This window comes from Mesorhizobium sp. B2-3-5 (assembly GCF_006442395.1).
Classification (GTDB): Bacteria; Pseudomonadota; Alphaproteobacteria; order Rhizobiales; family Rhizobiaceae; genus Mesorhizobium.
Map to the genome: position 1 here is coordinate 18,950 of NZ_VFVX01000002.1, position 26,066 is coordinate 45,015.

The following is a 26,066-nucleotide window of genomic DNA, read 5'->3' on the forward strand; positions in this document are numbered from 1 at the left end:
GGAATGGGAATGGCAGATTTTTCTATGCGCGAAAAGACGGCCGGGCAACTTGCGGAAGGTAGAGCGTCTGTCCAGCCGACGTCAGCCGCGTCCGGACTTGATTCTCATATTGGCTCGTCGAAAGTAACGATCGACACTTCGCCTTCGAGCGCGCCCTGGTAGGCCGAAAGGTGCGGCTCGTCGTCGGGTACGCCGTCCATGTCGCCGATCTGGTCGAGCTCGGCTTCGGCATAGCCTTCCGCAGCAAGCGATTCGAGAGCGCGGCGCACCGCCGAATCGTCATCGGGAGCGACCAGCATGACGTGCACGCCCTCCGCCTTGCCGCCTTTGCGCTTCCACACCCGGCCGGTGATGATGGTGACCGGGCGTTCTTCATTGTCGTTCACGGGCTGATTCCTCCTGGCAAGGGCGGTGTGAGGGGACTTTGAGTGCTCAGGCGGCCTTTTCGCATGAAGCAGGGCCGCGCGACAGCCGGAAGCCGGTCACTTTCTTCCTCACCCTTGCAAATTGGCGAAAGAAAATTACATGCGGTTTTCGCATGGCTGCCAAGCTCCGGCTTCAATGCAATATTTGCCGTTGCGGGGTTGACGCTTCGCGGGCTTGCGAGTAGAAGCCGGCCAGTCAGAACCGATGTGAGGCTCTCCCTTCCGAAGCGACACGCTTTGGAGTTTGCCTCAAACAGGGTTCATCTTACGAGCGAAAAGACATTTCCGGCGTGCATGAAGCGGCTTCCGCTTCCTCTGCGATTTGTTCGGGCAGGACCGCGAGGCGCGGTTTGTGGCCCGAATTTGCGTATGGAAATCACGCTTTGAGCGAGCCTTGACCGGCACGAGACACGGAATTGAGAGACAAGAGGGTTTAATGCCTACCGTCAACCAGCTGATCCGCAAGCCGCGCATTGCGCCGGTGAAGCGCAACAAGGTCCCGGCCATGCAGCAGAACCCGCAGAAGCGGGGCGTCTGCACGCGCGTCTACACGACGACGCCGAAGAAGCCGAACTCGGCGCTGCGCAAGGTAGCCAAGATCCGCCTGACCAATGGTTTCGAGGTGATCGGTTACATTCCCGGCGAAGGTCACAACCTTCAGGAACACTCCGTGGTCATGATCCGCGGCGGCCGCGTCAAGGACCTTCCGGGCGTCCGTTACCACATCATCCGCGGCGTGCTCGACACGCAGGGTGTGAAGAACCGCAAGCAGCGCCGTTCGAAGTACGGTGCGAAGCGTCCGAAGTAAGGTTTTCCGGCTTCGGCGCTGTTTTGACCGCGCCAGGCTATGAGAGATTGAGAGACAAAAGCCATGTCCCGTCGTCACAGTGCAGAAAAGCGTGAGATCAATCCGGACCCGAAGTTCGGCGATCTGATCGTTACCAAGTTCATGAACGCCGTTATGTATGACGGCAAGAAGTCGGTCGCCGAGACCATCGTCTATGGCGCGCTCGACCAGGTCCAGTCGAAGACCAAGCAGGAGCCGGTCACCGTCTTCCATCAGGCGCTCGACAATGTCGCGCCGCATGTGGAAGTGCGTTCGCGTCGCGTCGGCGGCGCCACCTACCAGGTTCCGGTCGACGTGCGTCCAGAGCGCCGCCAGGCATTGGCCATCCGTTGGCTGATCGCGGCTGCTCGCAACCGCAACGAGACCACCATGATCGACCGCCTCTCCGGCGAGCTGATGGACGCGGCCAACAACCGCGGCACGGCCGTCAAGAAGCGTGAAGACACCCACAAGATGGCTGAAGCCAACCGCGCTTTCGCACACTACCGCTGGTAAAGCGCGAACAGGACTGAGAGGCAGCTACGATGGCCCGCGAATACAAAATCGAAGACTACCGCAATTTCGGTATCATGGCGCATATTGACGCCGGCAAGACGACGACCACCGAGCGCGTCCTCTATTATACGGGCAAGTCGCACAAGATCGGCGAAGTGCACGACGGCGCTGCGACCATGGACTGGATGGAGCAGGAGCAGGAACGCGGCATCACCATCACATCCGCCGCGACCACGACCTTCTGGAAGGGCCGTGACGGCAAGATGCGCCGCTTCAACATCATCGACACTCCCGGACACGTCGACTTCACCATCGAGGTCGAGCGTTCGCTTCGCGTGCTCGACGGCGCCATCGCGCTGCTCGACGCTAACGCCGGTGTCGAGCCGCAGACGGAAACCGTCTGGCGCCAGGCCGACAAGTACCGCGTGCCGCGCATGATCTTCTGCAACAAGATGGACAAGATCGGCGCTGACTTCTACCGCTCGGTCGAAATGATCGGCTCGCGCCTCGGTGCGCAGGCTGTCGTCATGCAGCTGCCGATCGGCGCCGAGACCGAGTTCAAGGGCGTGGTCGACCTCGTCGAGATGAACGCGCTTGTCTGGCGCGACGAGACCCTGGGCGCTGCCTGGGACGTCGTCGAGATCCCGGCCGACCTCAAGGATCGTGCCGAGGAATATCGCGAGAAGATGATCGAAGCCGCCGTCGAAATGGACGAGACGGCACTCGAAAACTACCTCGAAGGCAAGATGCCGTCGAATGACGAGATCCGCTCGCTAATCCGCAAGGGCACGATCGCGGTCAAGTTCTTCCCGATGTTCTGCGGTTCGGCCTTCAAGAACAAGGGCGTGCAGCCGTTGCTCGACGCCGTTGTCGAATACCTGCCTTCGCCGGCCGACGTGCCTGCCATCAAGGGCGTCGACGCCAAGACCGATGCCGAGATCGAGCGTCATGCGGTCGACGACGAGCCGCTGTCGATGCTCGCCTTCAAGATCATGAACGACCCGTTCGTCGGTTCGCTGACCTTTGCCCGCATCTATTCGGGCAAGCTCTCGAAGGGCATCTCGGTCGACAACACCGTCAAAGGCAAGAAGGAGCGCATCGGCCGCATGCTGCAGATGCATGCGAATTCGCGCGCCGACGTCGAAGAAGCTTTCGCAGGCGACATCGTCGCCCTGGCGGGCCTCAAGGACACGACCACCGGCGATACGCTGTGCGATCCGCTGCATCCGGTCATCCTCGAACGCATGGAATTCCCGGATCCGGTCATCCAGATCGCGATCGAGCCGAAGACCAAGAACGACCAGGAAAAGATGGGCCTCGCGCTGCATCGCCTGGCTGCCGAGGATCCGTCCTTCCGCGTCAAGACCGACGAGGAAAGCGGCCAGACGATCATCTCCGGCATGGGCGAACTGCACCTCGACATCATCGTCGACCGCATGCGCCGTGAGTTCAAGGTCGAGGCCAATGTCGGTGCGCCGCAGGTGGCGTATCGCGAGACGATCACCCGCAAGCACGAGCAGGACTACACCCACAAGAAGCAGACCGGCGGTACCGGCCAGTTCGCCCGCGTCAAGGTTGTGTTCGAGCCGAATTCGGAGAGCGAGGACTTCGTGTTCGAGTCCAAGATCGTCGGCGGCGCGGTGCCGAAGGAATACATTCCGGGCGTCGAAAAGGGCATCCAGAGCGTCATGGGCGCGGGTCCGTTCGCGGGCTTCCCGATGATCGGCGTCAGGGCGACGCTGATCGACGGCGCCTACCACGACGTCGACTCCTCGGTCCTGGCCTTCGAAATCGCTTCCCGTGCCTGCTTCCGTGAAGCCGCACCCAAGCTTGGCGTGCAGCTGCTCGAGCCGATCATGAAGGTCGAGGTCGTGACGCCGGAAGATTACGTCGGCAGCGTCATCGGCGACCTGAACGGCCGCCGTGGCCAGATCCAGGGTCAGGAAGCACGTGGCGTGGCTGTGGTCATCAATTCGATGGTGCCGCTCGCCAACATGTTCAAGTACGTCGACAACCTGCGCTCGATGAGCCAGGGCCGCGCGGCCTACACTATGCAGTTCGACCACTACGAGCCGGTCCCGACCGCGGTCGCCCAGGAAGTTCAGAAGAAATACGCGTAACTCGAAAGAGCTGCCGCGATAACGCAATTCAAAGCCCGCATGGGCGAGCAGGAAATGGAGACATCACATGGCAAAAGGTAAATTCGAGCGCACTAAGCCTCATGTGAACATCGGCACGATTGGTCACGTTGACCATGGCAAGACGTCGCTGACGGCGGCGATCACGAAGTATTTTGGCGAGTACAAGCGCTACGACCAGATCGATGCGGCGCCCGAAGAGAAGGCGCGCGGCATCACCATCTCGACGGCTCACGTCGAATACGAGACGGCCAACCGCCACTACGCGCATGTCGACTGCCCCGGCCACGCCGACTATGTGAAGAACATGATCACCGGTGCCGCGCAGATGGACGGCGCGATCCTGGTGGTGTCGGCCGCCGACGGCCCGATGCCGCAGACCCGCGAGCACATCCTGCTCGCCCGTCAGGTCGGCGTGCCGTCGATCGTGGTGTTCCTGAACAAGGTCGACCAGGTCGACGACGCAGAGTTGCTGGAACTGGTCGAGCTCGAGGTGCGCGAGCTTCTGTCGAAGAACGAATTCCCCGGCGACGACATTCCGATCGTCAAGGGCTCGGCTTTGGCCGCGCTCGAGGATTCGAACAAGACGATCGGCGAGGACGCGATCCGCGAGCTGATGGCTCAGGTCGACGCCTACATCCCGACGCCGGTCCGTCCGCTCGACAAGCCGTTCCTGATGCCGATCGAAGACGTGTTCTCGATCTCGGGCCGCGGCACGGTCGTCACCGGCCGCGTCGAGCGCGGCGTGGTCAAGGTCGGCGAGGAACTGGAGATCATCGGCATCCGTCCGACGACCAAGACGACCTGCACGGGCGTCGAGATGTTCCGCAAGCTGCTCGATCAGGGCCAGGCCGGCGACAACATCGGCGCGCTGCTGCGCGGCGTTGATCGTGAAGGCGTCGAGCGCGGCCAGGTTCTGGCCAAGCCCGGCACGGTGAAGCCGCACAAGAAGTTCGTGGCCGAAGCCTACATCCTGACCAAGGACGAGGGTGGCCGTCACACGCCGTTCTTCACCAACTACCGTCCGCAGTTCTACTTCCGCACGACCGACGTGACCGGCATCGTGTCGCTGCCGGCCGGCACCGAGATGGTGATGCCTGGCGACAACATCACCGTTGATGTCGAGCTGATCGTGCCGATCGCCATGGAAGAGAAGCTGCGCTTCGCCATCCGTGAAGGCGGCCGCACCGTCGGTGCCGGCATCGTCGTCACCATCAAAGAGTAATTTGGACTTAAACCGATCTGTCGCGGGCGCGGTAGTTGCCCGCGCCGCGCCAGAACAAGGAAGTGACGCATGAACGGACAGAATATCCGCATCCGCCTGAAGGCGTTTGACCACCGGGTGCTCGACGCCTCGACGCGCGAAATCGTGTCGACGGCCAAGCGCACCGGCGCCAACGTCCGCGGCCCCATTCCGCTGCCGACGCGGATCGAAAAGTTCACGGTGAACCGGTCGCCCCACGTCGACAAGAAGAGCCGCGAGCAGTTCGAGATGCGCACGCACAAGCGTCTGCTCGACATCGTCGATCCGACCCCGCAGACCGTCGATGCTTTGATGAAGCTCGATCTGGCTGCCGGCGTCGACGTCGAGATCAAGCTCTAAGGGAACGAGAGCGCGGTAAGGGGCGGTGCCCCTGGCCCGGAACTCTAAAGGAATTGAACCGATGCGTTCAGGTGTGATTGCAAAGAAGGTGGGAATGACCCGCATCTATAACGATGCCGGGGAACATGTTCCCGTCACCGTTCTCCAGATGGAGAACTGCCAGGTCGTGGCGCAGCGCACGCAGGAGAAGAATGGCTACACCGCCGTTCAGCTCGGCGTTGGCCTCGCCAAGGTGAAGAACACGTCGAAGGCGATGCGCGGCCATTTCGCGACCGCTTCCGTCGAGCCGAAGGCGAAGCTCGCCGAGTTCCGCGTCTCCGCCGACAACATGATCGATGTCGGCGCCGAGATCACGGTCGAGCACTTTGTCGCCGGCCAGAAGGTCGATGTCACCGGTACGACGATCGGCAAGGGTTTCCAGGGCGTCATCAAGCGCCACCACATGGGTGGTGGCCGCGCGACCCACGGTAACTCGGTTTCGCACCGTACGCACGGCTCGACCGGCCAGCGCCAGGACCCCGGCAAGGTGTTCAAGGGCAAGAGCATGGCCGGCCACATGGGCGATACCCGCGTCACCACGCAGAACGTCGAGATCGTCTCGACCGATGCCGATCGCGGCCTGATCCTGATCCGCGGAGCGGTTCCCGGGTCGAAGGGCGCCTGGATCCTGGTTCGCGATGCCGCCAAGGTCGCGCTTCCGGCCAATGCGCCGAAGCCCGCCGCGGTCCGCGTCGCCACGAAGAATGAGGCTCCGGCCACAGAGGGAGCGGAATAATGGATCTCAAGATCACAACGCTTGGCGGCAAGGACGCCGGCAAGGTGGAACTCTCCGAGGAGATTTTCGGCCTTGATCCGCGCGAGGACATCCTCCAGCGCGTCGTGCGCTGGCAGCTTGCCAAGAAGCAGCAGGGTACACACAAGGCCAAGGGCCGCGCCGAAATCGCGCGCACCGGCGCCAAGATGTACAAGCAGAAGGGTACGGGCCGCGCTCGTCACCATTCGGCACGCGCTCCGCAGTTCCGCGGCGGCGGCAAGGCCCACGGCCCGGTCGTCCGTAGCCACGAGCACGATCTGCCGAAGAAGGTTCGCGCGCTTGGCCTCAAGCACGCCCTCTCGGCCAAGGCCAAGAGCGCTTCGATCATCGTTATCGACGAGCTGAAGCTGACCGAGGCCAAGACCAAGGCACTGGTCGCGAATTTCGCGACGCTGGGCCTGACCAACGCCCTGGTGATTGGTGGCGCCGAGCTTGATCAGAACTTCAAGCTGGCCGCGACCAACATCCCCAACATCGACGTGCTGCCCATCCAGGGCATCAACGTCTACGACATTCTGCGCCGCGGCACGCTGGTCCTTTCCAAGGCCGCCGTCGAGGCTCTCGAGGAGCGCTTTAAATGACCGACCTTCGTCACTACGACGTGATCGTCAGCCCGGCGATCACCGAAAAGTCGACCATGGCTTCCGAGCAGAACCAGGTCGTCTTCAACGTCGCCAAGAAGGCGTCGAAGCCGGAAATCAAGGCCGCCGTCGAAGCGCTGTTCGGCGTCAAGGTGATGGCCGTGAACACGCTTGTCCGCAAGGGCAAGATCAAGCGCTTCCGCGGCACGATCGGCCGCCAGAGCGACGTCAAGAAGGCGGTTGTGACGCTGGCCGACGGCCAGTCGATCGACGTCGCGACGGGTCTCTGAGCAAGGCCGCGAGGACAAGAACATGGCACTGAAAAAATTCAACCCGGTAACGCCGAGCACCCGCCAGCTGGTCATCGTCGACCGCTCGGGCCTCTACAAGGGCAAGCCCGTCAAGGGTCTGACCGAAGGCCTGACCAAGTCGGGCGGCCGCAACAACTACGGCCGCATCACCGCCCGTTTTATTGGCGGTGGTCACAAGCGTTCGTACCGCATCATCGACTTCAAGCGCCGCAAGTTCGACGTCGTCGGCACGGTCGAACGCATTGAATACGATCCGAACCGCACCGCCTTCATCGCGCTGATCAAGTATGACGATGGTGAGCTGTCCTACATCATCGCTCCGCAGCGCCTTGCCGCCGGCGACAAGATCGTGGCCGGCGAAGCGGTCGACGTGAAGCCGGGCAATGCGATGCCTCTGGCCTCGATGCCGGTCGGCACGATCGTCCACAATATCGAGCTGAAGCCGGGCAAGGGCGGCCAGGTTGCCCGTTCGGCTGGCGGTTACGCCCAGCTCGTCGGCCGCGACCAGGGCATGGCGATCCTACGCCTCAACTCGGGCGAGCAGCGTGTCGTTCACGGCTCCTGCATGGCCACCGTCGGTGCCGTGTCGAACCCGGACCATGGCAATATCAACGACGGCAAGGCAGGCCGCACGGTTTGGCGCGGCAAGCGTCCGCACAATCGCGGCGTGACCATGAACCCGGTTGACCATCCGCACGGCGGCGGCGAAGGCCGCACCTCCGGTGGTCGCCATCCGGTTTCCCCGTGGGGCAAGCCGACCAAGGGCAAGAAGACGCGGTCCAACAAGGCGACCGACAAGTTCATCCTGCGCTCGCGCCATCAGCGCAAGAGCTAAGAAGAGGTAACGCCAAGTGACTCGTTCGATTTGGAAAGGCCCCTTCATCGACGGCTACCTTCTCAAGAAGGTGGACAAGGTTCGTGAAGGTGGTCGCAATGAGGTGATCAAGATGTGGAGCCGTCGCTCCACCATCCTGCCGCAGTTCGTCGGCTTCACCTTCGGTGTCTACAACGGCCAGAAGCATGTTCCCGTCTCCGTGAACGAGGACATGGTCGGTCACAAGTTCGGTGAATTCGCTCCGACGCGGACCTACTACGGTCACGGCGCGGATAAGAAGGCGAAGAGGAAATAATCATGGGCAAGGCCAAAGCTCCGCGCAGTCTTGCTGACAACGAAGCGCGCGCCGTTCTGCGCACGATCCGTATCAGCCCGCAGAAGCTGAACCTGGTTGCCGCGCTGATCCGCGGCAAGAAGGTCGCGACAGCGCTTTCCGACCTCGAATTCTCGGCCAAGCGGATTTCCGGCACGGTCAAGAAGACCTTGGAGTCGGCGATCGCCAACGCGGAAAACAACCACGACCTCGATGTCGATGCGCTGGTCGTGGCGGAAGCTTATGTCGGCAAGTCGATCGTCATGAAGCGGTTCCATGCTCGTGGCCGTGGTCGCGCCAGCCGTATCGAGAAGCCGTTCTCGCACCTCACGATCGTCGTTCGTGAAGTCGAAGAAAAAGGGGAGGCCGCATAATGGGCCAGAAAGTCAATCCGATCGGTCTTCGCCTCGGCATCAACCGCACCTGGGATTCGCGCTGGTTCGCGAACACCGGCGAGTACGGCAAGCTGCTGCATGAGGACATCAAGATCCGCAAGTATCTTGAGAAGGAACTCAAGCAGGCCGCGATCTCGAAGGTCGTGATCGAGCGTCCGCACAAGAAGTGCCGCGTCACCATCCATGCCGCGCGCCCGGGTCTGATCATCGGCAAGAAGGGCGCCGACATCGAAAAGCTTCGCAAGAAGCTGATGGAGATGACGAAGTCCGAAACGCACCTCAACATCGTCGAAGTGCGCAAGCCGGAAATCGACGCGACCCTGGTCGCCCAGTCGATCGCCCAGCAGCTCGAGCGCCGCATCGCGTTCCGCCGCGCCATGAAGCGCGCCGTGCAGTCGGCGATGCGCCTCGGTGCCGAAGGCATCCGCATCAACTGCTCGGGCCGTCTCGGCGGCGCCGAAATCGCGCGCATGGAATGGTACCGCGAAGGCCGCGTGCCGCTGCACACGCTGCGCGCCGATGTCGACTACGGCACGGCCGAGGCGAATACGGCTTACGGCATCTGCGGCGTCAAGGTCTGGGTGTTCAAGGGCGAGATCCTCGAGCACGACCCGATGGCTTCGGAGCGTCGCGCCACCGAGGGTGATCATTCGCATGGCGGCGGTGGTGGCGAGCGCGAACGCGGTCGTCGTCGCGAGAACGCCTGAGACATTTAGGAATTTGGAGTTAGAACGATGCTGCAGCCAAAGCGCACAAAGTTCCGCAAGCAGTTCAAGGGCCGCATCCATGGTACCGCAAAGGGCGGCACCAATCTGGATTTCGGTGGTTTCGGGCTGAAGGCGCTTGAGCCGAACCGCGTCACCGCGCGTGAGATCGAGGCGGCCCGCCGCGCGATCACTCGCGAAATGAAGCGCGCTGGCCGCGTCTGGATCCGTATTTTCCCGGATCTGCCGGTCACGTCGAAGCCGACCGAAGTCCGCATGGGCAAGGGTAAGGGCGCGGTCGACTATTGGGCGGCGCGCGTCAAGCCGGGCCGCATCATGTTCGAGATCGACGGCGTCAGTGAAGAAACCGCCCGTGAGGCGCTGCGTCTCGGCGCGGCCAAGCTCTCGGTCAGGACGCGCTTCGTACAGCGCATCGCAGAATAAGGACGGGCTGATCATGAAAGCCGAAGACATCCGGACCAAGACCCAGGACCAGCTGACCGACGACCTGGCCAGCCTGAAGAAGGAGCAGTTCAACCTGCGCTTCCAGAAGGCCACCGGCCAGCTCGAGAAGACCGCGCGCGTGAGGCAGGTCCGCAAGGACATTGCGCGTATCAAGACCATCGCTGCGGAAAAGTCCGCGGCCAAGAAGGCTTAAGGACGAAAACCATGCCAAAGCGCATTCTGCAGGGCACCGTCGTCAGCGACAAGAACGAGAAGACGGTTGTCGTCAAGGTCGAACGGCGCTTCACGCATCCCGTGATGAAGAAGACCGTGCGCATGACCAAGAAGTACAAGGCGCACGACGAGAACAACGCCCATAAGGTTGGCGATCAGGTGTTCATCCAGGAATCGAAGCCGATTTCCAAGGACAAGCGCTGGATCGTCGTGTCTTCGGACCAAGCCTGACCTCTGGGCGTAAACAACGAATTTTGGACAGACCGGGGAGGGGCTTCGAGCCCGTCCCGTTAGAAAAGAAGAAGGCGGCCAGTCATGATTCAGATGCAAACAAACCTCGACGTCGCGGATAACTCCGGCGCGCGTCGTGTCATGTGCATCAAGGTGCTGGGCGGCTCGAAGCGGAAATACGCTTCCGTGGGCGACATCATCGTGGTGTCGATCAAGGAAGCCATTCCGCGCGGCCGCGTTAAGAAGGGCGATGTGATGAAGGCGGTCGTGGTTCGCACGGCCAAGGACATCCGCCGCCCGGACGGCAGCGTGATCCGTTTCGACAAGAACGCGGCCGTTCTCGTCGACAACAAGAAAGAGCCGATCGGCACGCGTATCTTCGGACCGGTTCCGCGCGAACTCCGCGCCAAGAACCACATGAAGATCATCTCGCTCGCGCCTGAAGTGCTGTAAGGAGCCGGACCAATGCAAAAGATCAGAAAAGGCGACAAGGTCGTCGTGCTTGCCGGTAAGGACAAGGGCCGTTCGGGCGAAGTCCTCTCGGTTCAGCCGAAGGATGACACCGCGCTTGTGCGCGGCGTCAACATGATCCGTCGTCACCAGAAGCAGACCCAGTCCCAAGAGGGCGGGATCATCACCAAGGAAGCGCCGATCAACCTGTCGAATATCGCGCTGGCCGACCCCAAGGATGGCAAGCCGACCCGCGTCGGTTTCACCTTCCAGAAGGACGGCAAGAAAGTGCGCGTCGCCAAGCGCTCGGGAGAAGTCATCAATGGCTAAGGCTCAAACCAAGCAGGCGACTGCCGCCAACACGCCACGCCTGAAGCAGGTCTACAACGAGACCATCCGCAAGGCGCTGCAGGAGCAGTTCGGCTACGACAACGACATGCAGGTTCCGCGCCTCGACAAGATCGTGCTGAACATGGGCGTCGGCGAAGCGACCGCCGATTCCAAGAAGCCTTCGGTCGCGGCCGAGGACCTGGCGATGATCGCCGGCCAGAAGGCCGTCGTCACCCGCGCCCGCAATTCGATCGCTGGCTTCAAGGTCCGCGAGAACATGCCGATCGGCGCCAAGGTCACGCTGCGCAAGGAACGTATGTACGAGTTCCTCGACCGCCTCGTGAACATCGCGCTGCCGCGCGTCCGCGACTTCCGCGGACTGAACCCCAAGAGCTTCGATGGCCGTGGCAACTACGCCATGGGCATCAAGGAGCACATCGTGTTCCCGGAGATCAACTACGACAAGGTTGATCAGATCTGGGGCATGGACGTCATCGTTTGTACGACTGCGAAGACGGACGACGAAGCCAGGGCATTGCTCAAGGCCTTCAACTTCCCCTTCCGCCAGTAACGGCAGCGAGAAAAGGAAAAATCTGAAATGGCAAAGACCAGCTCAGTCGAGAAGAACAACAGGCGCCGCAAGCTTGCCGACCAGTACGGTCCCAAGCGCGCCGCGCTGAAGGCGATCATCATGGATCAGTCCAAGCCGATGGAGGAGCGTTTCCGCGCTCAGCTGAAGCTTGCTGCCCTGCCGCGCAACTCGGCCAAGATCCGCATCCGCAACCGCTGCGAAGTCACCGGCCGTCCGCGTGCCTACTATCGCAAGCTCAAAGTATCGCGCATCGCGCTTCGTGATCTCGGCAATAACGGCCAGATCCCGGGCCTGGTCAAGTCGAGCTGGTAAGGAGGACATAACATGTCATTGAGCGATCCTCTCGGCGATATGCTGACCCGCATCCGCAACGCCTACGGCCGCAAGAAGTCGAGTGTCTCGACGCCGGCCTCGCGTCTGCGTACCCGCGTCCTCGACGTGCTGAAGGCTGAAGGCTACATCCGCGACTACAGCCAGACCGACTTCGACAACGGCAAGTCCGAAATCGAAATCGAGCTGAAGTATTTCGACGGTGCGCCGGTCGTGCGCGAAATCGCCCGCGTTTCGAAGCCGGGCCGCCGCGTTTACGTCTCGGCCAAGTCGATCCCGCACGTCGCCAACGGCCTTGGCATCGCCATCCTTTCGACACCGAAGGGCGTGATGGCCGACCACGAAGCACGCGAACAGAACGTCGGCGGCGAGATCCTCTGCCAGATCTTCTGATCCGGCAGCTGACCGCAAAGTGGAATCCGGTCTTCGGATCGTTCCGAAGACAGAGACCTGAAACAAGAGAAGTGACGAGGACAACAAAATGTCTCGTATTGGAAAGAAACCCGTTTCGCTGCCGCAGGGCGTGACCGCGACCGTCAACGGCCAGACCGTGACGGCGAAGGGCCCGAAGGGCGAGCTGAAGTTCGTGGTGAACGACGAAGTCCTGGTCAAGATGGAAGGCAGCGAGATCGCTGTCCAGCCGCGCGACCAGACCAAGACGGCCCGCTCCAAGTGGGGCATGTCGCGCACGCAGATCGTCAACATCCTGCATGGCGTCAAGGACGGCTTCGAAAAGAAGCTCGAGATCACCGGCGTCGGCTATCGCGCCGCCATGCAGGGCAAGAACCTGCAGCTCGCCCTTGGCTTCAGCCACGACGTCGTCTATGAGACGCCGGCTGGTGTCACCATCGCTGTGCCGAAGCCGACGGAAATCACCGTGACCGGCATCGACAAGCAGCAGGTTGGCCAGGTCGCCGCGGAGATCCGCGAATACCGTGGTCCCGAGCCTTACAAGGGCAAGGGTGTCCGCTATGCTGGCGAGAAGATCGTCCGCAAGGAAGGCAAGAAGAAGTAGTGGGCTTGGCCCCGAAAAGTTGCAGACTTTTCGGAAAGGACCAAGCCAAAGAAATGTAACGCCGCGGGGAGCGGTCGCGGGAGGCGCTTTTGCCTACCGCACAGGGCGGCCCCCGTTTTTTGAAGGCAAGGAAGACCATCATGGGTACCAAGGAAGCCACACAGCGCCGCGCGCAGCGCGTGCGCCGTCAGATCAGGAAAGTCGCCGGCGAGCGTCCCCGTCTGTCGGTCCATCGCACCTCGAAGAACATCTATGTTCAGGTGATCGACGACGCCAAGGGCCACACCATCGCCGCCGCCTCGACGCTCGAGAAGGACCTCAAGGGTTCGCTCAAGACCGGGGCTGACACCGCCGCCGCCGCCGCGATTGGCAAGCTGATCGCCGAGCGCGCCACCAAGGCCGGCGTCAAGGAAGTCGTCTTCGACCGTGGCGCCTATATCTATCACGGCCGCGTCAAGGCGCTGGCGGAAGCTGCTCGCGAAGGCGGCCTGAGCTTCTGAGAATGACTTTCACCGTCGGCGACCCAAAGCGGCGCCGGCAATCAGCAACCCGTGCTTCCGGAAAAGAACAAGGAACAGGATATGGCACAGGAACGTAGGGAAGGCGGCCGCGGCCGCGAGCGTGAACGCGAAGAGCGTGACGACGGCATGGTGGACAAGCTGGTCCACATCAACCGCGTCGCCAAGGTCGTCAAGGGTGGCCGCCGCTTCGGCTTTGCCGCACTCGTCGTCGTCGGCGACCAGAAGGGCCGCGTCGGCTTCGGTCACGGCAAGGCGCGCGAAGTGCCGGAAGCGATCCGCAAGGCAACCGAGTCGGCAAAGCGCGACATGATCTTCGTGCCACTGCGCTCGGGCCGCACGCTGCACCACGACGTCGAGGGCCGTTGGGGCGCCGGACGCGTGCTGCTGCGCGCCGCCAAGCAGGGTACTGGCATCATCGCCGGCGGCCCGATGCGCGCCGTCTTCGAGACGCTCGGCATGCATGACGTGGTCGCCAAGTCGATGGGTTCGTCGAACCCGTACAACATGGTTCGCGCCACTTTCGACGCGCTGAAGAGCCAGATGCATCCCAAGGATGTGGCTGCCGCGCGCGGCATCAAGTATTCGACCCTTCAGGCCCGCCGCGGCACCGCCGTTGCGGCTGAAGAATAGTCGATCTGACCAGGGATTTTGACCATGGCCAAGAAAGCAACCAAGACCATCACCGTTGAGCAGATCGGTTCGCCGATCCGCCGCCCGAAAGAACAGCGCGCGACGCTGGTCGGCCTCGGCCTCAACAAGATGCACAAGCAGCGCACGCTGGAAGATACACCTTCCGTGCGCGGCATGATCGCCGCCGTTCAGCATCTCGTCCGCGTCGTGGACGAGGGCTGACCCAAAGCGCAGGAGAAGTAAGATGAAACTCAACGATCTGCGTGACAAGGACGGCGCGACGCATTCCAAGAAGCGTCTCGGCCGGGGCATCGGTTCCGGCTCGGGTAAGACCGCGGGTCGCGGCGTCAAGGGCCAGAAGGCGCGCTCCGGCGTCGCCGTCAACGGCTTCGAGGGTGGCCAGATGCCGCTCTATCGGCGCCTGCCGAAGCGTGGCTTCAACAACATCTTCGCCAAGAGCTTCGTTGTCGTCTCGCTGGCCCGCATCCAGGAAGCCGTCGATGCCAAGAAGCTTGATCCCAAGGCAACCGTGACGGCCGAGGCGCTTGTCGCCGCCGGTGTCATCCGCCGCGTCAAGGACGGCGTGCGCGTGCTGTCGGATGGCGAACTCAAGGCCAAGCTGGCCTTCGACGTCGCCGGTGCCTCCAAGGCCGCGATCGAGAAGATCGAGAAGGCCGGCGGTTCGGTCAAGTTGCCCGAAAAGGCAGCGGCCGAGTAACGGCAATTTGAAGCGCGATCGGCAAGAGTGGGATTTGTTTTTACTCACGATTGCGCTTTGATCTGCTCAATTAGGCGGCCGCGTCAACGCGGCCGCTTGCATGTTTACAGCCCGGAGCTTATCTCGTGAGCTTCGGTGAAACGCGCCGCCTGACCTCACGGGCCATCAAGCGTTACCAAGCGGAGAATCAGGTATGGCTTCGGCTGCTGAACAACTAGCCTCGAATCTGAATTTCTCGGCCTTCGCCAAGGCGGAGGATCTGAAGAAACGCATCTGGTTCACCATCGGCGCGTTGCTCGTCTATCGCCTCGGCACCTACATCCCGCTTCCCGGTATCAATCCAGACGCTTTCGCCCATGCCTTCTCCTCGCAGAGCAAGGGCGTGCTTGGCATGTTCAACATGTTCGCCGGCGGTGCCGTGCAGCGCATGGCAATCTTTGCGCTCGGCATCATGCCCTACATCTCCGCCTCCATCATCATGCAGCTGATGACGTCGGTCATCCCATCGCTGGAAGCGCTGAAAAAAGAAGGCGAACAGGGCCGCAAGGTCATCAACCAGTACACGCGCTACGGCACCGTGCTGCTCGCGCTGGTGCAGGCCTACGGCATTTCAGTGGGGCTGGAGAACGGCAACGGCATCGTCAGCGATCCCGGCATGTTCTTCCGCATCTCGACCGTCGTCACGCTGGTCGGCGGCACCATGTTCCTGATGTGGCTTGGCGAGCAGATCACCGCGCGCGGCATCGGCAACGGCATTTCGCTGATCATCTTCTCGGGCATCGTCGCCGGCCTGCCACATGCCATTTCCGGCACGCTGGAACTCGGCCGCACCGGCGCCCTGTCGACCGGCCTGATCCTGGCGATCATCGTTCTGGCCATCGTCGTCATCGCGCTCATCGTGTTCTTCGAGCGCGCCCAGCGCCGCCTGCTGATCCAGTACCCGAAGCGTCAGGTCGGCAACCGCATGTTCCAGGGCGACACCTCGCATTTGCCGCTCAAGCTCAACACGTCTGGCGTCATTCCGCCAATCTTCGCTTCGTCGCTGCTCTTGCTGCCGGCCACCATCGCCGGCTTCTCGCAGACGACCAACATGCCGGCCTGGGCGAGCACCATCCTGGCCTCGCTTGGCCACGGCCAGCCGCTCTACATGGCGTTCTATGCGGCGATGATCGTGTTCTTCGCCTTCTTCTACACTGCGATTGTCTTCAACCCGAAGGACACCGCCGACCAGCTCAAGAAGCATTCGGGCTTCATCCCGGGCTATCGTCCGGGCGAGCGCACCGCCGACTATATCGATTACGTTCTCACCCGCATCACCGTCGTCGGCGCCATCTATCTGGTGTTGGTGTGCCTGCTGCCGGAGTTCCTGATCTCGGCGACTGGCGTACCATTCTACCTTGGTGGCACATCGCTTCTGATCGTGGTCAGTGTCACGCTCGATACGGTTGCGCAGATTCAGGGTCACCTGATCGCGCACCAGTACGAAGGCCTGATCAAGAAGTCGAAGCTGCGCGGGGGGAAGAAAGCCAGATGAGGTTGATTTTGCTTGGGCCGCCAGGGGCGGGCAAGGGGACACAAGCACAAAGACTGGTAGAAAAACACGGCATACCCCAGCTTTCGACGGGAGACATGCTGCGTGCCGCCGTGCAGGCCGGTACCGAAGTCGGCAAGCGTGCCAAGGCGGTGATGGATGCCGGTGAACTGGTGTCTGACGCCATCGTCAACGCCATCGTTGCCGAGCGAATCGACCAGGCCGACTGCGCCAAGGGATTCATCCTCGACGGCTACCCACGTACGCTGGTGCAGGCCGATGCGGTTGAATCGATGCTTTCGGAGCGTGGCATCGGCCTGGACACGGTCATCGAGCTGGTTGTCGACGACAGGGCCCTGGTCGGCCGCATCGTCAAGCGCGCCGAAGATGCAAAGGCGGCCGGGCAGCCGGTGCGCAAGGATGACAACCCCGCGGTATTCGAAGAGCGTCTGCGGGAGTACTACAAGAAGACCGCTCCGCTGACGGGCTACTACTACGCCAAGGGCAGGCTCAAGACTGTCGATGGCATGGCCAGCATGGACGCGGTAACCGCCGAGATAGAAACCGTGCTCGCGGCCGCCGCGAAGGCGCGGTAAGGGAATTTAAAGATTAAGCTTGACGGGGACGGTCCGCTGCGGTATGGCGGCCCGTCTTCCTATCAGGCGTGAACTTTGCTTGTCCGCAAGGGCAAGGCGGTTGCTTTGAACTGGAAACACCCGCAAGGGCCGGCCTCCACCGGACGCGGGGCAATTTGGACAGCGCCGGACCTGCCTTGTTTTTGAAGGTTGGCCGGCCCATATGGAGAAGAGAAGAATATGGCTCGTATAGCCGGCGTCAACATTCCGACCAACAAGCGCGTCGTCATCGCGCTTCAGTACATTCACGGCATTGGCAAGAAGTTCGCCCAGGAGATCGTCGACAAGGTCGGCATCCCGGCCGAGCGCCGCGTCAATCAGCTGACCGACGCGGAAGTGCTGCAGATCCGCGAAACCATCGACCGCGACTATCAGGTCGAGGGCGACCTGCGCCGCGAAGTGTCGATGAACATCAAGCGGCTGATGGACCTCGGCTGCTACCGCGGCCTGCGTCACCGCCGCTCGCTGCCGGTTCGCGGCCAGCGCACGCACACCAATGCGCGTACCCGCAAGGGCCCGGCCAAGTCGATCGCCGGCAAGAAGAAGTAATCAGGGGAAGGGAATAGGGCAGTAGGCAGTAGGGAATGGTCCGCGGATCGGGCAATCAATTTCCCTACTGCCTTACTGCCCTATTCCCCTACTCCCTTACGAAGGTGGAGCCGCTGGCATTACGGCGGTGTAGAGATCAACTGAAAGGACTATCATGGCCAAGGAAGCCGCTCGTGTTCGCCGTCGCGAACGCAAGAATATCTCGTCGGGCGTTGCCCACGTCAATTCGACCTTCAACAACACGATGATCACCATCACCGACGCACAGGGCAATTCGATCGCCTGGTCGTCGGCCGGCGCCCAGGGCTTCAAGGGTTCGCGCAAGTCGACCCCGTTCGCCGCCCAGATGGCCGCCGAGGATGTTGCCAAGAAGGCCCAGGAGCACGGCATGCGCATGCTCGAAGTCGAGGTGTGCGGACCTGGCTCCGGTCGTGAATCGGCGCTGCGCGCCCTGCAGGCGGCCGGCTTCACCATCACGTCGATCCGTGATGTGACGCCAATCCCGCACAATGGCTGCCGCCCGCGCAAGAAGCGCCGCGTCTAACAGTTATGAACGCCGCGCGAACGCTCCAAAGCGTTCTTCCGCGGCATTCCAGGTCGCCCGCCACGATTGGATGGTGGCGGGTCAACGGAAGGAAAGCATCATGATCCAGAAAAATTGGCAGGAACTGATCAAGCCGAACAAGATCGAGTTCTCGTCGAAAAAGAAGACGCTGACCACGCTGGTCGCCGAGCCGCTCGAGCGGGGCTTTGGCCTCACCCTCGGCAACGCGCTGCGTCGCGTGCTTCTGTCCTCGCTGCGCGGCGCGGCTGTCACCGCCGTGCAGATCGACGGTGTTCTGCATGAATTCTCGTCCATCGCCGGCGTGCGCGAGGACGTGACCGACATCGTTCTCAACATCAAGGAAATCGCCATCCGCATGGAAGGTGATGGCCCCAAGCGCATGGTCGTTCGCAAGCAGGGACCGGGTGCGGTTCTCGCCGGCGACATCCAGACGGTTGGCGACGTCGAGATCCTCAATCCCGATCACGTCATCTGCACGCTGGACGAAGGCGCTGAGATCCGCATGGAATTCACCGTCGACACCGGCAAGGGTTACGTGCCGGCCGAGCGCAACCGCGCCGAGGACGCGCCGATCGGCCTGATCCCGGTCGACAGCCTCTATTCGCCGGTCAAGAAGGTCTCCTACAAGGTCGAGAACACCCGCGAGGGCCAGGTTCTCGATTACGACAAGCTGACCATGACCATTGAGACCGACGGTTCGATCTCGGGCGAGGACGCGGTGGCTTTCGCCGCCCGCATCCTGCAGGACCAGCTTGGCCTGTTCGTCAACTTCGACGAGCCGCAGAAGGAAGTCGCGGCGGAAGCCGTCACCGAGCTCGCCTTCAACCCGGCGCTGCTCAAGAAGGTCGACGAACTCGAGCTTTCGGTGCGTTCGGCCAACTGCCTGAAGAACGACAACATCGTCTACATCGGCGACCTCATCCAGAAGACCGAAGCCGAGATGCTGCGCACCCCGAACTTCGGCCGCAAGTCGCTGAACGAGATCAAGGAAGTCTTGGCGGCGATGGGCCTGCACCTCGGGATGGAAGTGCCGGACTGGCCGCCGGAAAACATCGAAGACCTCGCCAAGCGTTACGAAGATCAATATTGAGCATGAATTCCAAGGATCGGCGGCGTAAGCCGCTCGATCCGACGGTCATGCGGAAAACCATCAGAGGCCGTGGCCTCTTGAACAACTGAAGAAGGAAAAGAGCTATGCGCCACGGTTTCAAAGGCCGCCGCTTCGCCCGCAGCATCAGCCACCGCAAGTCGATGTTTGCCAATCTCGCCGTGTCGCTGCTCGAACACGAGCAGATCGTCACCACCCTGCCGAAGGCGAAGGACCTGCGTCCGATCGTCGAGAAGCTGGTGACGCTCGGCAAGCGCGGCGACTTGCACGCCCGCCGCCAGGTGATCGCCCAGATCGGCAACGAAGGCGTCGTCAAGCGCCTGTTCGACATCATCGCCCCGCGCTACGCCACCCGCAACGGCGGCTATCTGCGCATCATGAAGGCGGGCTTCCGTCACGGCGACAATGCCGCGATGGCCGTCATCGAGTTCGTCGATCGCGACATCTCGGCCAAGGGCGCCGGCGACCGCGCCCGCATCGAGGCCGAAGGCGCCAACGAGGAAGCCGCGGCCGCGTAAGGCTTCGTCTTTCCAGAGTGAATTGAAGGGGCCTGCGGGGCCCCTTTTTCATATCTGGAACTCGCCAAAGCGCGCGCACAATAGTCCGCTGGCGCGAAAATAATCGGATTTCAGCAGCTTAGCCTTTCATTTTGCACAATCGTCGGGACAATGCGCCCGAACTCGCTTGGAGGATTCGCGAATGCGCGCCAAAAGACTGCCCCTAGTTCTGCTCTGCGCCTTCATGGTGTTCGCAGCCGCACCGGCAGTCCGGCAGGCTCTGGCTGAAGACGCCGCGAAGCCCGCCGATCCGGGCCTGTCGGACGTGCTGACTGATCTGCTGCATGGCGTTGAAGGTGAAAACGCCACCTCGGGTCCGGACAAGCGCGTGCCTTTCGGCCGCGACGAGGTGCAACTTTCGTTCGCGCCGCTGGTCAAGCAGACGGCGCCGGCCGTAGTCAATGTCTATGCCTCGCAAACTGCCAAGGTGACATCGCCCTTCGAAGGTGATCCGTTCTTCGAGGAGTTTTTCGGCCGCGCGCAGCCGCGTGCGCAGTCCTCGCTGGGTTCGGGCGTGCTGGTGGATCCGAGCGGTGTCATCGTCACCAATTTTCATGTCATCAAGGATGCCGACGAGGTCAAGGTGGCGACCGCCGACGGGCGCGAATTCACCAGCAAGGTGATGCTGAAGGACGAGACGCTCGATCTCGCCGTGCTCAAGATCGAAGCCGACAAGCCGTTCCCGGTCATCGCCATCGGCGATTCCGACGCGCTCGAAGTCGGCGATCTGGTGCTGGCCATCGGCAATCCCTTCGGTGTCGGCCAGACCACCACCAGCGGCATCGTTTCCGCGCTTGCCCGCAGCCATATCGGCGTCTCGGATTCAGGCTATTTCATCCAGACCGACGCCGCGATCAATCCCGGCAATTCCGGTGGCGCGCTGATCAACATGGGCGGCCAGCTGGTCGGCATCAACACCGCCATTTACAGCCGCAGCGGCGGCTCGATCGGCATCGGCTTTGCCATCCCCGCCAATATGGTGCGGGCTTTCGCCGACGCCGCGAAGGCAGGGCTCGACTTCTTCGAACGTCCCTACATCGGCGCCGAGTTCGAAGCGGTGACGCCGCAGATCGCCGAATCGCTCGGCATGGAGAAGCCGACCGGGGCATTGGTGTCTTCGGTCGACGCCACCGGCCCGGCGGGCAAGGCGGGGCTGAAGCCGGGCGATGTCGTGCTGCAGGTCAACGGCAAGCCGGTCGAGAGCATCGAGGCGCTCGACTATCGCATGGCGACGCTGTCGATCGGCACCAAGGCGAATTTCGCGATCCTGAACAAGGGCAAGCAGGCGGCAATGGACATAGCCTTGGAGCGCGCGCCGGAGGGGGCGAAAGCCTCCGAGGTGGCGCTGCATGGCCGCAGCCCGTTCTCGGGCGCCAAGGTCGCGGAGCTGTCGCCGCGGCTGGCCCAGAAGCTTGGCCTGCGCACTGATCTCAAGGGCGTGACGGTGATCGACATCAACCGCGATTCGCCGGCTGCGGATTTCGGCTTCCAGCCGGGCGACATCGTGCGCGAGGTCAACGGCACCACAATCGACACCGCCGCAACTCTGGCGCAGGTAGCCCAGCAGGATACGCGCTGGTGGCGCTTTACCGTCGAGCGCGGCGGGCAGATACTGCGCCAGGTGTTGCGTTACTGAGTTCAGCCCGCGAGGGTCATGCTCCAACTTGAAGACAGGCCCCAACCTGAAGATGTAGATGGCCGATCTGTTCAGCGTTGACGAACCGGAAAAGGCGCCGCCCGGAAGGCCGCTGGCCGACAGGCTGCGGCCGAGAAACCTTGGCGAGGTCGTCGGCCAAGAGCATCTGACCGGCCCCGATGGCGCACTGACCAGGCTGATCGGCTCCGGTTCACTCGGCTCGATGATCTTCTGGGGGCCGCCTGGCACTGGCAAGACCACGGTGGCAAGGTTGCTCGCCGGTGAGACCAGCCTTGCCTTCGAGCAGATATCGGCGGTCTTCTCAGGCGTCGCCGACCTCAAGAAAGTGTTCGAGGCGGCCAAGCTGCGCCGCGCCAACGGCCGTCAGACCCTGCTCTTCGTCGACGAGATCCATCGTTTCAACCGCGCCCAGCAGGATTCCTTTCTCCCTGTCATGGAGGATGGAACAGTCGTCCTGGTGGGCGCTACGACCGAAAACCCCTCCTTTGAACTCAACGCGGCCCTCTTATCCCGCGCGCGGGTCATGGTCTTCCATTCGCTCGGCGAGGAGAGCATCGCCAAGCTGATGACGCGGGCGGAGGAAGCGGAGGGCAGGGCGCTTCCGCTCGATGACGATGCGCGGGCGATGCTGATCCGCATGAGTGATGGCGACGGACGCGCATCCCTGACCCTCGCCGAGGAAGTCTGGCGTGCCGCCAAGCCTGGCGAGGTATTCGATCCCGAAGGGTTGCAGCGCATCGTCCAGCGCCGCGCGCCGATCTACGACAAGGGTCAGGACGGCCATTACAATCTGATCTCGGCGCTGCACAAGTCGGTGCGCGGCTCGGATCCGGATGCCGCGCTCTACTATCTCGCCCGCATGTTCGATGCCGGCGAGGATCCGCTCTATCTCGGCCGCCGCCTGGTCCGCATGGCGATGGAGGACATCGGCCTTGCCGACCCGCAGGCGCTGGTGGTGGCCAATGCGGCCAAGGACGCGTACGACTATCTTGGCTCGCCGGAGGGCGAACTTGCCTTTGCCGAGGCCACCGTCTATCTCGCCACCGCACCGAAATCCAATGCCGTCTACACCGCCTTCAAGGCGGCCACGCAGGCAGCCAAGCAGCATGGCTCGCTGCTGCCGCCGAAGCACATCCTCAACGCGCCGACCAAGCTGATGAAAGAGGAAGATTACGGCGCGGGCTATCGCTACGACCATGACGAGCCGGACGCCTTTTCCGGGCAGGACTATTTTCCGGAGAAGATGGGCCGCCAGACCTTCTACGATCCACCCGAGCGTGGTTTCGAGCGCGATATCCGGAAGCGGCTCGACTACTGGGCGAAGCTGCGTAAGGAACGGGAATAGCTGTCTTGCGTGGCCCGGTGGTCGTCACGCTTCGGGCCGAGGCTTCGCCCTGGGGCATTTCACTATCGGTTGTTCTCCATGCGCCCTTCGCCCCCACGGGCCGTTGTGTGGTGACCCAAAAAACCTTATCAAGGCGCACGACCGGGCGGTGGTCGTTGCCGTGATTTTGGCATCACTCATTCGCAACAGGATCGCGCTTCGCGCGTGGAAAAATGACAAAAACCCTTCGCAAGTCCCTTCGCAAATTCGCCATCGCCATTCCGCTTCTCGCCCTTGGCTTCTACTTCATCCCGATCCTGACGACGATCTTCATCGTTTGTGGACTCATTGACGTCTTGCGCAACGACAGGAAGGATCTGTCGCTGTTCAGCGGTTACTTCCTTGGCAACGGCCTGTTCACCTGGCTGCTCTCGCCATTCAATCTGCTGGTGGACCTGCTCTGCTACAAAAATCCGGGCGTGTGGAAGCTGGAGCAGTTTCCAGAAGACTATCAGCGCGAGGTCAATGAGGTCCTTGATATCTTCAAGGCGCGCAAGGACGAGATCATCGCCGACATCGATGCCAATTTCGGTGCCGGTCGGCGCGGCATGTATGTCTATCAGTGGTACGGCAAGCACAAGATAGACAACGTCGCCGAGTTCAACAAGGATTTCAAATACATCAAGACCATCGCCGTTTCCGTCTTCAGCAAGCGCGAATCGACTTCCTGGCATTTCGGTCCGTTGCGGCTCAGCTTGCGCATCCTCTACAATTTGATCCCGGTAAAGTCGGAGATCTTCGTCGAATGCGGCAACGTCAAGAATTACTGGTACGACAATCCGCTGTTCATTTTCGACGACACGCTGCTGCATCGTTCGGTCAACGAGTATGACGGCCGCCGCTACTGCGTGTTCATGGACATCATCAGGCCGTCCCCGGTTCCGCGCCTCATAGCAGGCATGCTTGCCGTCGTGTCGGTCAGCGTCGAACGCATCAATTCGATGTTCTACAAGAACTGGAAGATGATTGGCTCGACCAAGCCCAAGAAGGTCGGAACCACCTGAACCGAAGCCCACTGGCGTAGCCGCTCTCCTGGCCATGCCTTGATGCCTGCAAGCGCAATTCGGTCGTCCGCTGGCGCCCGACCGTTACACTCATGCTTCGCCCAGAGATACGCTGCCAGAGGTGATGTTGGACAGGTTTGGCGCCCATGGTCGCGGCAAACAAAGAGAGGGCTGCTGGCCCTGCTCATGAGGCGCGAACCTCCAGTCGGCGTGATGCAAAGTGTACATCCCATTTTGGCGCTCAATAATTCATCATAAGCCCAAATGAATTGTCTCGGGCGATTCACGTTCGCCGGATCATCTTCTATTCGTTGGACAATGCGCTAAGAATGATTCCGGCGCACAGTCTCTTACATGATCGGCGGCTAAAATGTCACTGAGAAGAATATTAGAACATTATGCGGGAACGTACGTATGCATGGTGCTGCTAAGCATTGCTCTCAGCTCGGCGTACATAGCTCTTGAGGAATACGTTTACTATTGGGATTTCGTTGCCTATTTCAATAGGTTCAAACAGCAGGGTTCGCTCTTGGTCGAGAGCCCTTTCAACTGGCTTGGCCAGTTGGGAAATTCTATTGCCACGGAAGATTATGGTGTTGCGATCCTGGCACCGTTGATGCCTTTCCACATCATTCTTGGCGATTCGAGGTTTGTCTTTATCGCCGGAATAGTTGCGGTTTACCTAGTCCCGACGGCTCTTTGCATGGGCAGGTTAAGCTATCTGGAGGCGGTATCCGAGAAACCTTCCCGAGCTTGGCCGGCGGTCTGGATCGCAGCATTTCTCTACACGCCCATCTGGGCGCCGACGCTTCGTGGGCTGCCAGACGTTGCCGGTTGTCTCGCTCTTATCGCAGCGACTTACTTACTTTGGAAGTCGAAGTTCCTGACCCGTGAACCGGTAGCGAGTGGAATTTCCGTCGGCGCATGCCTGTGGCTGGCGTTCATGCTGCGTCGCTGGTACGCCTATGCTGCAATCGGGATTGCTGTTTCCGCGGCGCTTTTCTGTCTGCTGCAGATTTGCAAAGACCGAGACTTGGCTGCGTTTCGCAAGGCCGCGTTAGGCGGAGGGTGTGCGGTTTTCGTCATTTCCGCAACCGCTTTGAACTACCAATTGCCGCTGATCGGCAAGATATTGGGAACCAGCTACGGTGACCTTTACAGCGGATACCGGACGATCTTCATCAACCAGCTTGGCGAAATCGCGTCCCGGCTAAGCTTAGTCAACTGGCTGCTGATCCTGGTGGGCCTTCTGATCTCCGTTTCGCGCCGCAACGGTTTCTCCTTGTTCTCTGCCTCCGCCGCGGTACTCACTTTCTTATTTTTCACCCGGACGCAAGATCCGGAACGTCATCACTCGATGCCGATCTTTCTTTGGCTTTTTCCCGCCTACGCCCAGACAATCGTTGCGATCGTTTCGGGGTCAGCGCTGAGAGCACGATGGGCGACCCTCGCCATAGCCTTCGTCGCCGGGCTCGCTTTTATGGGCACCTTTTTTCCGATAGGCCGTCAGCTGCTGTCGCCAATCAGCTTCGTTTTTGCCAAGGAAGATACGCTCCCACTTCGCCTCGACAATCTTTCTGAATACAGGCGCTTGATTGCTGACCTATTTGGCAAAATGAAGCCAGAAGATCGCTTTTCCGTATTCGCCTCAGGACCGATATTGAGCGACTCGTTGTTATTCAGTTTGGATGCGAACCTCCTTCCGCACGTTGGATGGATCTGCCAGGTCGATAGTCGTGATCAATTTCGGCCGGATGCCTTGAAATCCAGGTACGTTGTCGTGACTGACAGGCTTGTTACGCATCTGCAGGCGGGCGCGCAGATTTGCATAACGATTCCGAACCAGTATATTCTTGAGGGGAAAGGCATCGGCGCCGCATACAAGCGCATTGCGGAGTATCGACTGTCCGGCGGCGTTACCGCGTATCTCTATGAGCAGGTGCGCCCGGTCAGCAAGTCCGAAGTCGACGCTCTCTATGGCGAGTTCAGGAAAAAGTATCCGGACTGGACAATTCCTGACTGGTGACGATCACCTGCCCAGGCGGCGCGTGATTGCCGGCTTGGGAGCACTGAGGCGTGGCTTGAACCATCGTCCTATGGCGTCATCGGGCATCGGTCTT

General features: G+C 61.4%; 36 protein-coding genes. 35 read left to right on the forward strand and 1 reads right to left on the reverse strand.

Annotated elements, in window-relative coordinates; all coding sequences use genetic code 11:
* Window positions 1–104 precede the first annotated feature (104 nt).
* Window positions 105–386, reverse strand: a complete 282-nt coding sequence (locus FJ958_RS02830; protein WP_140739197.1) for a transcriptional regulator — start codon at window positions 384–386, stop codon at window positions 105–107.
* Window positions 387–861: 475 nt separating this feature from the next.
* Here FJ958_RS02830 and rpsL point away from each other — a divergent pair, with 475 nt between their 5' ends.
* From rpsL to FJ958_RS03005, 35 genes are all read left to right on the forward strand, one after another.
* Window positions 862–1,233 carry a 30S ribosomal protein S12 gene (gene rpsL / locus FJ958_RS02835; protein ID WP_006333356.1) on the forward strand — a complete coding sequence of 124 codons (372 nt, stop codon included), beginning with the start codon at window positions 862–864 and terminating at the stop codon, window positions 1,231–1,233.
* 63 nt (window positions 1,234–1,296) lie between these two features.
* Window positions 1,297–1,767, forward strand: a complete 471-nt coding sequence (rpsG, locus tag FJ958_RS02840; protein WP_006202127.1) for a 30S ribosomal protein S7 — start codon at window positions 1,297–1,299, stop codon at window positions 1,765–1,767.
* A gap of 29 nt (window positions 1,768–1,796) precedes the next feature.
* On the forward strand, window positions 1,797–3,887 hold the full coding sequence (gene fusA, locus FJ958_RS02845) for an elongation factor G (protein WP_140739200.1): 2,091 nt from the start codon (window positions 1,797–1,799) through the stop codon (window positions 3,885–3,887).
* A gap of 67 nt (window positions 3,888–3,954) precedes the next feature.
* On the forward strand, window positions 3,955–5,130 hold the full coding sequence (tuf, locus tag FJ958_RS02850) for an elongation factor Tu (RefSeq protein ID WP_010909256.1): 1,176 nt from the start codon (window positions 3,955–3,957) through the stop codon (window positions 5,128–5,130).
* 69 nt (window positions 5,131–5,199) lie between these two features.
* Window positions 5,200–5,508, forward strand: a complete 309-nt coding sequence (gene rpsJ, locus FJ958_RS02855; protein WP_006205468.1) for a 30S ribosomal protein S10 — start codon at window positions 5,200–5,202, stop codon at window positions 5,506–5,508.
* A gap of 61 nt (window positions 5,509–5,569) precedes the next feature.
* Entirely contained in the window at window positions 5,570–6,283 is a 714-nt protein-coding gene (gene rplC / locus FJ958_RS02860) for a 50S ribosomal protein L3 (RefSeq protein WP_140739203.1), read from the forward strand.
* A complete protein-coding gene (gene rplD, locus FJ958_RS02865; protein WP_140697830.1) occupies window positions 6,283–6,903 on the forward strand; it encodes a 50S ribosomal protein L4 in 621 nt (206 codons plus the stop codon). The genes rplC and rplD overlap by 1 nt, the downstream gene beginning before the upstream one ends.
* Window positions 6,900–7,193: a 50S ribosomal protein L23 gene (locus FJ958_RS02870; RefSeq protein ID WP_006205465.1), complete on the forward strand. Its 294-nt coding sequence runs from the start codon at window positions 6,900–6,902 to the stop codon at window positions 7,191–7,193. Before rplD ends, FJ958_RS02870 begins: the two co-directional genes overlap by 4 nt.
* A gap of 22 nt (window positions 7,194–7,215) precedes the next feature.
* Window positions 7,216–8,049, forward strand: coding sequence for a 50S ribosomal protein L2 (rplB, locus tag FJ958_RS02875; RefSeq protein ID WP_010909276.1), 834 nt, complete (start codon window positions 7,216–7,218; stop codon window positions 8,047–8,049).
* Window positions 8,050–8,065: 16 nt separating this feature from the next.
* Window positions 8,066–8,344 (forward strand): 30S ribosomal protein S19, encoded by a 279-nt coding sequence (gene rpsS / locus FJ958_RS02880; protein ID WP_006205463.1) that lies wholly within the window; start codon window positions 8,066–8,068, stop codon window positions 8,342–8,344.
* Between the two features lie 2 nt (window positions 8,345–8,346).
* Window positions 8,347–8,736: a 50S ribosomal protein L22 gene (gene rplV, locus FJ958_RS02885; protein WP_140739206.1), complete on the forward strand. Its 390-nt coding sequence runs from the start codon at window positions 8,347–8,349 to the stop codon at window positions 8,734–8,736.
* Entirely contained in the window at window positions 8,736–9,464 is a 729-nt protein-coding gene (gene rpsC / locus FJ958_RS02890) for a 30S ribosomal protein S3 (RefSeq protein WP_140611528.1), read from the forward strand. Before rplV ends, rpsC begins: the two co-directional genes overlap by 1 nt.
* Before the next feature lie 27 nt (window positions 9,465–9,491).
* Window positions 9,492–9,905 (forward strand): 50S ribosomal protein L16, encoded by a 414-nt coding sequence (gene rplP / locus FJ958_RS02895; protein ID WP_010909279.1) that lies wholly within the window; start codon window positions 9,492–9,494, stop codon window positions 9,903–9,905.
* Window positions 9,906–9,918: 13 nt separating this feature from the next.
* Entirely contained in the window at window positions 9,919–10,119 is a 201-nt protein-coding gene (gene rpmC / locus FJ958_RS02900) for a 50S ribosomal protein L29 (protein ID WP_006205459.1), read from the forward strand.
* A gap of 11 nt (window positions 10,120–10,130) precedes the next feature.
* Window positions 10,131–10,370 (forward strand): 30S ribosomal protein S17, encoded by a 240-nt coding sequence (rpsQ, locus tag FJ958_RS02905; RefSeq protein WP_010909280.1) that lies wholly within the window; start codon window positions 10,131–10,133, stop codon window positions 10,368–10,370.
* Window positions 10,371–10,454: 84 nt separating this feature from the next.
* Window positions 10,455–10,823, forward strand: a complete 369-nt coding sequence (rplN, locus tag FJ958_RS02910) for a 50S ribosomal protein L14 (RefSeq protein ID WP_006205457.1) — start codon at window positions 10,455–10,457, stop codon at window positions 10,821–10,823.
* 12 nt (window positions 10,824–10,835) lie between these two features.
* Complete coding sequence (gene rplX / locus FJ958_RS02915) at window positions 10,836–11,150, forward strand: 50S ribosomal protein L24 (protein WP_140611529.1); 315 nt, start codon at window positions 10,836–10,838, stop codon at window positions 11,148–11,150.
* Complete coding sequence (gene rplE / locus FJ958_RS02920) at window positions 11,143–11,721, forward strand: 50S ribosomal protein L5 (protein ID WP_051355275.1); 579 nt, start codon at window positions 11,143–11,145, stop codon at window positions 11,719–11,721. Before rplX ends, rplE begins: the two co-directional genes overlap by 8 nt.
* Window positions 11,722–11,748: 27 nt before the next feature.
* Window positions 11,749–12,054: a 30S ribosomal protein S14 gene (rpsN, locus tag FJ958_RS02925; RefSeq protein ID WP_010909282.1), complete on the forward strand. Its 306-nt coding sequence runs from the start codon at window positions 11,749–11,751 to the stop codon at window positions 12,052–12,054.
* A 12-nt stretch (window positions 12,055–12,066) separates the two neighbouring features.
* On the forward strand, window positions 12,067–12,465 hold the full coding sequence (rpsH, locus tag FJ958_RS02930; protein WP_006205453.1) for a 30S ribosomal protein S8: 399 nt from the start codon (window positions 12,067–12,069) through the stop codon (window positions 12,463–12,465).
* A gap of 88 nt (window positions 12,466–12,553) precedes the next feature.
* On the forward strand, window positions 12,554–13,087 hold the full coding sequence (rplF, locus tag FJ958_RS02935; protein WP_010909283.1) for a 50S ribosomal protein L6: 534 nt from the start codon (window positions 12,554–12,556) through the stop codon (window positions 13,085–13,087).
* Window positions 13,088–13,227: 140 nt separating this feature from the next.
* Window positions 13,228–13,587 (forward strand): 50S ribosomal protein L18, encoded by a 360-nt coding sequence (gene rplR, locus FJ958_RS02940; protein ID WP_140739209.1) that lies wholly within the window; start codon window positions 13,228–13,230, stop codon window positions 13,585–13,587.
* Between the two features lie 81 nt (window positions 13,588–13,668).
* Entirely contained in the window at window positions 13,669–14,238 is a 570-nt protein-coding gene (rpsE, locus tag FJ958_RS02945; protein WP_027046810.1) for a 30S ribosomal protein S5, read from the forward strand.
* Between the two features lie 24 nt (window positions 14,239–14,262).
* Window positions 14,263–14,460: a 50S ribosomal protein L30 gene (gene rpmD / locus FJ958_RS02950; protein WP_006205449.1), complete on the forward strand. Its 198-nt coding sequence runs from the start codon at window positions 14,263–14,265 to the stop codon at window positions 14,458–14,460.
* Window positions 14,461–14,482: 22 nt separating this feature from the next.
* The gene (gene rplO / locus FJ958_RS02955; protein WP_140739212.1) at window positions 14,483–14,956 is read left to right on the forward strand and encodes a 50S ribosomal protein L15; all 474 of its coding nucleotides are present in this window, start codon (window positions 14,483–14,485) and stop codon (window positions 14,954–14,956) included.
* Between the two features lie 193 nt (window positions 14,957–15,149).
* Window positions 15,150–16,490, forward strand: a complete 1,341-nt coding sequence (secY, locus tag FJ958_RS02960) for a preprotein translocase subunit SecY (protein WP_140611537.1) — start codon at window positions 15,150–15,152, stop codon at window positions 16,488–16,490.
* Window positions 16,487–17,083, forward strand: a complete 597-nt coding sequence (locus FJ958_RS02965; protein WP_140739215.1) for an adenylate kinase — start codon at window positions 16,487–16,489, stop codon at window positions 17,081–17,083. Before secY ends, FJ958_RS02965 begins: the two co-directional genes overlap by 4 nt.
* A gap of 219 nt (window positions 17,084–17,302) precedes the next feature.
* Window positions 17,303–17,671, forward strand: a complete 369-nt coding sequence (gene rpsM, locus FJ958_RS02970; RefSeq protein WP_006205445.1) for a 30S ribosomal protein S13 — start codon at window positions 17,303–17,305, stop codon at window positions 17,669–17,671.
* 154 nt (window positions 17,672–17,825) lie between these two features.
* Window positions 17,826–18,215 carry a 30S ribosomal protein S11 gene (gene rpsK / locus FJ958_RS02975; RefSeq protein ID WP_006205444.1) on the forward strand — a complete coding sequence of 130 codons (390 nt, stop codon included), beginning with the start codon at window positions 17,826–17,828 and terminating at the stop codon, window positions 18,213–18,215.
* A gap of 100 nt (window positions 18,216–18,315) precedes the next feature.
* The gene (locus FJ958_RS02980) at window positions 18,316–19,326 is read left to right on the forward strand and encodes a DNA-directed RNA polymerase subunit alpha (RefSeq protein WP_006205443.1); all 1,011 of its coding nucleotides are present in this window, start codon (window positions 18,316–18,318) and stop codon (window positions 19,324–19,326) included.
* Window positions 19,327–19,430: 104 nt separating this feature from the next.
* Window positions 19,431–19,862 (forward strand): 50S ribosomal protein L17, encoded by a 432-nt coding sequence (gene rplQ / locus FJ958_RS02985; RefSeq protein WP_140739218.1) that lies wholly within the window; start codon window positions 19,431–19,433, stop codon window positions 19,860–19,862.
* Between the two features lie 181 nt (window positions 19,863–20,043).
* Window positions 20,044–21,537, forward strand: coding sequence for a DegQ family serine endoprotease (locus FJ958_RS02990; RefSeq protein ID WP_140739221.1), 1,494 nt, complete (start codon window positions 20,044–20,046; stop codon window positions 21,535–21,537).
* Between the two features lie 58 nt (window positions 21,538–21,595).
* The gene (locus tag FJ958_RS02995; protein WP_140739224.1) at window positions 21,596–22,903 is read left to right on the forward strand and encodes a replication-associated recombination protein A; all 1,308 of its coding nucleotides are present in this window, start codon (window positions 21,596–21,598) and stop codon (window positions 22,901–22,903) included.
* A gap of 212 nt (window positions 22,904–23,115) precedes the next feature.
* Entirely contained in the window at window positions 23,116–23,946 is an 831-nt protein-coding gene (locus tag FJ958_RS03000) for an aspartyl/asparaginyl beta-hydroxylase domain-containing protein (protein ID WP_140739226.1), read from the forward strand.
* 418 nt (window positions 23,947–24,364) lie between these two features.
* Window positions 24,365–25,972: a hypothetical protein gene (locus tag FJ958_RS03005; RefSeq protein WP_246679472.1), complete on the forward strand. Its 1,608-nt coding sequence runs from the start codon at window positions 24,365–24,367 to the stop codon at window positions 25,970–25,972.
* Window positions 25,973–26,066 lie beyond the last annotated feature (94 nt).